This is a genomic window from Caulobacter sp. D5 (genome assembly GCF_003185805.1).
GTDB lineage: Bacteria > Pseudomonadota > Alphaproteobacteria > Caulobacterales > Caulobacteraceae > Caulobacter.
Genome location: NZ_QHJY01000145.1, coordinates 20,512 through 27,435 on the forward strand (window position 1 = coordinate 20,512; position 6,924 = coordinate 27,435).

Consider the following 6,924-nt stretch of genomic DNA (forward strand, 5'->3'; position numbering starts at 1 on the left):
GATGCCGGCGTCACAGACTCAACCATCCTCGGTATAGCAAAGCAGGGTCAGCCCCGCCAAAAGCGCCGCGGCCGGCGGGGTCCAGGCGGCCAGGATAGGCCCCAGGAGATCGGCCTTGCCGAGCGCGCCGCAGAGTTCGTTGAAGAAGAAGAAGCCGAAACCGAGCGCGACGCCAGAGCCGGCCAGGGCCGCCAGGCCCCCCAGGCGCATCAGGCGCAGCGAAAAGGCCGCCGCCAGCACCGACATCGCCGCGAACAGCAGCGGCGTGGCCAGGATCTGCTGAAGGCGCAGCTTGAACGGCGTGGCCGAGAAGCCGGCGGCCTCGGTGCGGGCGATGGTCTCGGGCAGGCGCCAGAAGGCCACGGCCTGCGGGTTCTTGAAGCGGTCGGCCGCCGTGCGCTCGTCCAGGTCCGACGGCACGGTGACGCTTTCGGTGCGCATGGCGCCGACGCCCGGCGTGGCCACGCTGACGCCGGTCAGGCGCCAGAAGCCCGGCTCCAGCCGCGCCTCGGCCGCCTCGTAGCGCTCCTTGAAGGTCAGGGTGTCGTTGGGCTGGACGTCGTAGACGAAGAACGACACGCCGCGCAGGCGGACCGTCCCGCCAACGCTGTCGCGCATGCGGGCGCGGATGACGATCTGGCGCTTGGTGTCGCCCTGGCGCAGCCAGGCGCCCTTGGGCGCTTCCTTGAGGTAGCCGGCCAGCAGGGCGTCGCGCTCGGTCTCGAAGCGGGCGCTCATCGCCGCGGTCAGCGGGTTGAGCAGGGTGACGGTCACCACGCCCATCGCGAAGGCCGCGAAGGCCGCCGGCAGGATGAACCGCCAGGCCGAGACGCCGGCCGCCCGCATGGCGATCAGCTCGCTGCGGCGGTTGAGGCCGACGAACGCCCCCAGCGTGCCGAACAGGAAGATGAACGGCGTCAGGGTCAGCAGGGTGGCCGGGGCCTGCAGGATGGTCAGGTACAGCAGCTGGCCGAAGCCCGCGTCCTCGGACCGCGTTCCGACGTTGCGGCTGATGTCGACGAAGGCGATCAGCATCACCAGCGCGCCCAGCACGGCCAGGGCCGCGCCCAGCGAGGCCAGCGTCTTGCGCAGCACGTAGCGCTCGATCATGCCCGGGCCGATCACGAGGCGGCTCCTATCGGCTGGAGGTCGTCGCGATGCGCGCCGAGCGCCACGTAGCGCATGACCTTCTGGCGGAAGATCTGGGCCAGGCCCCACCAGGTGGCGGCGATCGGCACGGCGTACTGCAGCACGTTCAGCCACACCGAGTCGTCGCAGGCCGCCTGCACGCCGAAGCCGAGGATGCGCACCACCGCCGCCGCCGCGCCGACAGCGGCGATCCGCTTGGCGTAGCCCATGCGGCTGAACGAGCCGCCGATCACGGCCGCCAAGGCCATGGCCATCATGGCGATGTTGTAGAGCGGGCTGGACAGGCGCGAATGCCCCTCGGCGATCAGCTTCACCCGGTTGTGCTGCTCCCACTCCTGGGTCAGGTCGGGAAAGAACAGCTCGTGCGGATAGCGGTCGGCGATCTTGTAGTGCAGCAGCTCGTCGCTCTGGAACAGGGTCGACAGGTCGAAGACATATTCCTCGAACGACAGGTAGTTGAGCACGCCGCTGCTGGAGAATTCCTGGTTGGAGCCCTTGCGCATGATCAGCACCGGCAGGCCGTTGCGCTTGGCGATGACGCCTTCGCGGGCCGTATAGGTCACCGAGCCGCCGTTGGGCTTTTCCTGGTGGATGAACAGGTTCTTGATCAGGTTGTCGCGGTCGATCGACTGGGCGTAGACCGTCAGGCCGGGGCCGGGCTCGGTGAACTCGCCGGGCCGCACCAGGGTCGAGGCCAGGTCCGTCTTCATGTCGTAGGCCGTCTCGCGGATCAGCCGCGACGACCACGGCTGGGCCCAGAGCCCCAGCGCCAGCGACACCAGGGCCGCGCCGACCGCCAGCCGCATGGCCGGCGAGATCACCCGCCAGCGACTCATGCCGCCGGCGAAGCAGACGACGATCTCCTGCTCGGTATGCAGACGGTTCAGGGCCACCAGGGCGGCCACGAACAGCGCAATCGGCATGATGATGTTCAGCAGCTGCGGCAGGGCCAGCAGGATCATCTTGGCGAAGATCAGCGCCGTCTGGCGCTGCTCGACCAGGATGTCGAATTCCGACAGGCTTCGGGCGAGCAGGGCCAGCGCCGCCAGGGCCGCGATGGCCAGGAGGGTCGGCCCGACCAGCTGTCGGAAAAGATAGCGTTCGATCAGGCGCATGCGGGGGTGGTTTCGGGGGCTTCACGGATTCGCGCGGCGAACCCCGGCGTTGGCGTGTTCTACACGTCTGGCTCGGCTTGGCACAACCGAAGACATGATGTGGGACGGCGTGACGGGGCTGTGAACGGCGACGGTCTTTTCCCAAGGATCGGCATGGACTATGCCGGGCGTTCACGTCCTGTCGCGTCGGATCGCGGCCTTCTTGAGGCCGCGCCGCGACCGGGCTTTCCGCTTCCCAGGAGCGCTCCATGCGTATCGAGTTCGTCCCCGCCGACAGCCAGGCCGGCGCCAACGCCGCCATCGCCGTCCTCGCCTACGAGGCCGCCGCCCTTTCGCCCGAGGCCAAGGCGGTCAACGACGCCGCCGGCGGGGCCATCGTCCGCGCCGCGGCCGGCGGCCGCTTCATCGGCGCCAAGGGCCAGGTGCTGGACATCGTCGCCCCGGCCGGCCTCGACGCCGCCCGCGTGGTGGTGATCGGCGTCGACGGTTCGGGCGTGGTCGAGCCAGAGACCGTCGAGATCGCCGCCGCCCATGCCTATGGCGCGGTCAAGACCTCGGGCGTCACCGAGCTGCTGCTCAAGCTCGGCGGCGACGCCGAGACCGCCGCCCGCGTCGCCTTCGGCGTCAAGCTGGCCGCCTACCGCTTCGACAAGTACCGCACCACCGAGAAGGCCGAGAAGAAGCCCTCGGTCGCCACGGTGAAGGTCGCCGCCGCCGATCCGGCCAAGGCCCAGAAGGCCTTCGCCGCGCTCGAGCCGCTGGCCGACGCCATCCTGTTCAGCCGCGACCTGGTCTCCGAGCCGGCCAACATCCTGCATCCGGAAGAGTTCGCCGCCCGCGTGAAAGGCCTCGAGAGCCTGGGCCTGGAAGTCGAGATCCTCGGCGAGGCCGAAATGGCCAAGCTCGGCATGGGCTCCCTGCTCGGCGTCGGCCAGGGCAGCGTCCGCGAGAGCCAGCTGGTCATCGCCAAGTGGAACGGCGCGGCCGACAAGTCGGCCCAGCCGATCGCCTTCGTCGGCAAGGGCGTCTGCTTCGACACCGGCGGCATCTCGATCAAGCCCGCCGACGGCATGGAGGACATGAAGTGGGACATGGGCGGCGCGGCCGCCGTGGCCGGCGTCATGCACGCCCTGGCCGGCCGCAAGGCCAAGGTCAACGCCATCGGCGTGCTCGGCCTCGTCGAGAACATGCCCGACGGTAACGCCCAGCGCCCCGGCGACGTCGTCACCTCGATGTCGGGCCAGACCATCGAGGTCATCAACACCGACGCCGAAGGCCGCCTCGTCCTGGCCGACGCCCTCTGGTACACTCAGGAGCGCTTCAAGCCGAAGTTCATGATCGACCTGGCCACCCTGACCGGCGCGATCATCATCTCGCTGGGCAACGACTATGCGGGCCTGTTCAGCAACAACGACGGCCTGTCGGAGAAGCTGCTGGCCGCCGGCGAGACCGAGCGCGAGCCGCTGTGGCGCCTGCCGCTGCCCAAGGCCTACGAGAAGCAGATCGAAAGCCCGATCGCCGACATGAAGAACATCGGCGGCCGCCCGGCCGGCTCGATCACGGCGGGCCTGTTCCTGCAGCGCTTCGTCAATGGCGTGCCGTGGGCCCACCTCGACATCGCCTCGACCGCCTGGCGCAAGGGCTCGACCGATCCGACCGTGCCCGACGGCGCGGCCGGCTTCGGCGTGCGCCTGCTCAACCGCCTCGTCGCCGACGCCTACGAGGGCTGATCGGACCCATGTCAGCCGCGCCCTGCGAGATCTGGTTCTACCATCTGGAGCGAAGCAGCGCCGAACAGGTGCTGCCCGAGCTGCTGGAAAAGACCCTTGGGCGCGGCTGGAAGGCTCTGGTCCGGGGCGGGGACCCGGCGCGCCTCAACGCGCTGGACGCCCACCTCTGGACCTTTCGCGACGACAGCTTCCTGCCGCACGGCATGGCCGAGGAGCCTCTGGCCGAGCGCCAGCCGGTGCTGCTCAGCGCCGGTCTCGACAACCCGAACGGCGGGGACGCGTTGTTCCTGCTCGACGGCGCCGAGCCGGGGGACCTTGCCGCGTTCACGCGCTGCATCCTGCTGTTCGACGGTCGTGACGAAGAGGCCCTGCGGCTGGCGCGGGGCCGCTGGAAGGCGTTCAAGGCGGCCGGCCACCCGGTGTCCTACTGGCAGCAGGCCGAACGTGGATGGGAGAAAAAGGCATGACGCGGTTCGTGAAGCGGTTTGGCGTGATGTTCGGCGCGGCCATGGTCCTGGCGGCCTGCTCGACCGGCGCGCCCGAGCCCGCCCCGCCGCCGCCGCCCGAAACCCCGGTCGCCCCGCCGGCCATCGCCCTGCCCAAGCCGCCGGAACCCGAAAAGGACCAGTGCGGCCTGAAGGACGCCCAGGCCTTCGTCGGCAAGAACCGCACCGAACTGCCGGCCCCGGTCGATCCCTCCCGCTGGCGCGTGGCCTGCACCACCTGTCCGGTCACCATGGACTACCGCGCCGACCGCCTGAACATCCTGTTCAATCCCGATACGGGCGTGGTCCAGCAGGTGAAGTGCGGCTAGCCGCCAACTTTCCTTCGCTCCAAGAAGATAGTCATCCCGGAAAGCGCGCAGCGCTTATCCGGGACCCAGGGGGACTGGGCGCGGCGCCAGGGTTCGCGCCCGCAGCCGTAGCCGGCTCACCGCGTGTGGCCCCTGGGTCCCGGCTCTCCGCGCTACGCGCTCCGGCCGGGATGACGATGAATTTCAGCGCCTGAACACCGCGCCCATCTCTACGAGCATTTCCCCCTAACCATTTGTCCTCATGGACAAATGCGCCGTCCACCTAGACAAAATCAGAGTCCCCGGGCCAACTCCGCCCGCGACGCAGCGGCGACCTCCCAACCAGCCGCGCGCGCTGGGGAGTTCGTCCATGAAATTCGTCGCCGTCCTGGCCGCCGCCGCGTCTCTGCTCGCCGTCTCGACCGCGCTCGCCGGCGAAGCGCCGCCGCCTCCCGGTCCGCAATGGCTGAAGGCCCAGGGCGACCGCATCGTCGACGAGACCGGCGCGCCGGTCATCCTGCGCGGCATGGGCCTGGGCGGCTGGATGCTACAGGAGGGCTACATGCTGCGCCTGTCCAAGCTGGGCCAGGAACACGTCATCCGCGCCCGCATCGCCGCCCTGGTCGGCCCGCAGCGCGAGGCGGCGATCCACACGGCCTGGCTCGACAACCACACCACCAAGGCCGACATCGACGACATGGCCGCCGCCGGCTTCAACTCCGTGCGGCTGCCGATGCACTACGGCCTGCTGACCCTGTCGGCCGACCAGGAGCCCGTCCCCGGCGCCGACACCTGGATAGAAGACGGCTTCAAGCGCATCGACGACCTCCTGGCCTGGACCAAGGCCAACGGCATGCACCTGATCCTGGATCTGCACGCCGCGCCGGGCGGGCAGGGCAACGACCTGGCCATCTCCGACCGCGATCCGAAGAAGCCCTCGCTGTGGGACAGCCCGGAGAACCAGCGCAAGACCATCGCGCTTTGGCGGAAACTGGCCGAGCGCTACAAGGACGAGCCGGCCATCGCCGCCTATGACGTGCTGAACGAGCCCAACTGGGATTTCGACAGTAAGGCCTCGGGCAACGGCTGCGCCGACGAGAAGCAGGACCTGCTCTGGGATTTCCAGCGCCGGATCACGGCGGCGATCCGCGAGGTCGACCAGCGCCACCTGGTGATCATCGAGGGCAACTGCTGGGGCAACAACTACAAGGGCCTGGGAAAGCCCTGGGACGGCAATCTGGCCCTGTCGTTCCACAAGTACTGGAACCGCAACGACCAGGCCTCGGTCGAGCCGATCCTGAAGCTGCGCGAGCAGACCGGCCTGCCGGTGTGGCTGGGGGAGTCGGGCGAGAACTCCAATGTCTGGTTCGCCGACGCCATCCGCCTGGTCGAGGGCCATGGGATCGGCTGGGCCTTCTGGCCGCTGAAGAAGATCGGCTTCAACCAGCCGCTGGAGGTCCAGGTCGGTCCCGACTACGACGCCGTCGTCGCCACGCTCACGGGCGAGGCCAAGACCCCGGTTTCGGCCGACCAGGCCTACGCCGTGCTGATGAAGCTGGCCTCCCACGACGTGCGGTTCGAGAACAACCTGCGCCACCCCGACGTGCTCGACGCCATGCTGCGCCAGCCGCACGACGACAGCGTCCGTCCGTTCAAGCCTCACCGCGTCACCGCCAAGGGCGGAACCATCGCCGCCGTCGACTACGACCTTGGCGTCATCGGCAAGGCCTACTGGGACACGGACGCCGCCAACTACCACGTCGCCACCGGCGCCGACCGCACCCTCTGGAACAACGGCCGCACCTACCGCAACGACGGCGTCGACATCGCCCCCGACGGCAAGAGCGTCACCGACTTCACCGCCGGCGAATGGCTGCGCTACACCGTGACGACGGATCGGGCAGGGGCCTATGCGGTCACGATCGCAGGCCAGGGGCCGATGACTTTGACGGCCAACGGCGGCGCGGCCGTGCGATCCGGCGAGACGGTGCAACTGCTGGCCGGGACCAACATCCTGGTCCTGCGCTCCGACGGGGCGGCTGCGGTGACGTCGATCAAGCTCAAACCCACCACTCCAAAACCTCTCCCATAGGGAGAGGGAGGGGCCCACGCGAAGCGTGGGAGGGTGAGGGGTTAC

At 69.2% G+C, this 6,924-nt stretch carries 6 protein-coding genes; 4 read left to right on the forward strand and 2 right to left on the reverse strand.

Annotation, left to right across the window (positions count from 1 at the left end; all coding sequences use genetic code 11):
* Positions 1-18: 18 nt before the first annotated feature.
* Complete coding sequence (lptG, locus tag DMC18_RS10645) at positions 19-1,125, reverse strand: LPS export ABC transporter permease LptG (protein WP_110117844.1); 1,107 nt, start codon at positions 1,123-1,125, stop codon at positions 19-21.
* On the reverse strand, positions 1,122-2,264 hold the full coding sequence (gene lptF / locus DMC18_RS10650; protein WP_110117845.1) for an LPS export ABC transporter permease LptF: 1,143 nt from the start codon (positions 2,262-2,264) through the stop codon (positions 1,122-1,124). Before lptF ends, lptG begins: the two co-directional genes overlap by 4 nt.
* A 248-nt stretch (positions 2,265-2,512) precedes the next feature.
* On the opposite strand from lptF, the gene DMC18_RS10655 reads away from it, so the two are divergent.
* From DMC18_RS10655 to DMC18_RS10670, 4 genes are all read left to right on the forward strand, one after another.
* Positions 2,513-3,994 (forward strand): leucyl aminopeptidase, encoded by a 1,482-nt coding sequence (locus tag DMC18_RS10655; RefSeq protein ID WP_110117846.1) that lies wholly within the window; start codon positions 2,513-2,515, stop codon positions 3,992-3,994.
* A gap of 8 nt (positions 3,995-4,002) precedes the next feature.
* A complete protein-coding gene (locus DMC18_RS10660; protein WP_110117847.1) occupies positions 4,003-4,461 on the forward strand; it encodes a DNA polymerase III subunit chi in 459 nt (152 codons plus the stop codon).
* Complete coding sequence (locus DMC18_RS10665) at positions 4,458-4,808, forward strand: peptidase inhibitor I78 (protein ID WP_199228291.1); 351 nt, start codon at positions 4,458-4,460, stop codon at positions 4,806-4,808. Before DMC18_RS10660 ends, DMC18_RS10665 begins: the two co-directional genes overlap by 4 nt.
* A gap of 349 nt (positions 4,809-5,157) precedes the next feature.
* Positions 5,158-6,879, forward strand: coding sequence for a cellulase family glycosylhydrolase (locus DMC18_RS10670; RefSeq protein WP_110132926.1), 1,722 nt, complete (start codon positions 5,158-5,160; stop codon positions 6,877-6,879).
* Positions 6,880-6,924 lie beyond the last annotated feature (45 nt).